Origin of the sequence: Caballeronia calidae, assembly GCF_900044055.2 — a bacterium.
GTDB classification, from domain to species: domain Bacteria; phylum Pseudomonadota; class Gammaproteobacteria; order Burkholderiales; family Burkholderiaceae; genus Caballeronia; species Caballeronia calidae.
In genome coordinates, this window is sequence record NZ_FCOX02000310.1 from 1 (window position 1) to 917 (window position 917).

Consider the following 917-nt stretch of genomic DNA (forward strand, 5'->3'; position numbering starts at 1 on the left):
GAATGAGACAAACAAGAAGGCGACGATCGATATTGATAAAACGACCTTAGGTCCAGAAAAATTGGAAGCGCTTCGAAATTTCTTGGCATCGTTGCAGACCGAGAGTTCACCCGGGTGAACTCAGTTGCGGCGAGATCCGCAGCATAAGTCTGACCTTTTCGTCCGCAGGTCATTATCCCTGCGGACGCACTAAGAGTTTGTGTAACCGTCACTGGGCGCACTGCTCTAATCTTTGATCTGCTCGACGCTCTGCCTGTGCTCGGTGACATCGCTTGAAGCGATTGCTGACAAACATGAGCCGCCCGAATAATGCTTCGGGCTCCCAGACTCCCTTAAGTTCTGCTCGCGGTGTCGAATCGCTCGATGCCGGCTGCGATGTCGCCGCCAGCTCACGCTCCAGCGTCTGCAAGGGTCCGGACGAATCCCGCCTTCGACAAAGTCCCAAGCGCCTGCCGAGGCCTACCTCCCGAGTGCAACTACCAGTCTTCTTCATCAATCGCCTACCCCAATATGCTAGGCCAGACCGCCGATGTCGAGAGCTTGGAATTCAGAGACCATGTGGGACCGCAGACATTGGCACGCTCCCTAAGGACGGAACATGGGGGCGCCATGTCGAGGCAGGCGGGGCGGCGACGCCCTGTGTAACTGATTCACCGCCCGTGATCCGCAACATTTACAAGCGCGATTTAGCAGCGGACGGACACGGGGTCCGGACGGAAGATAGAGGGCATGCGATTCACGGATCATTGGTATCAGCGGGATGCGTGCACATTGCTTCCGGGTCTCGTCGTTCATAGCGCCGCCGTATCACCTCTGTGCTGAGTCGGTCGCGTTGCTCCGCGTTTTCGATATGCTCGCGGATGATCCGAGGGTGCTCCACCACGGCCTGCAGCGTCAGCGCCGTAGGGGTCGAGATA

General features: G+C 57.6%; 1 protein-coding gene. It reads right to left on the bottom strand.

The genetic code is table 11. The features are described from left to right. Nucleotides 1-736: 736 nt before the first annotated feature. On the bottom strand, nt 737-917 hold a 181-nt coding region (locus AWB78_RS49225), incomplete at its 5' end, for a hypothetical protein (RefSeq protein WP_232478153.1).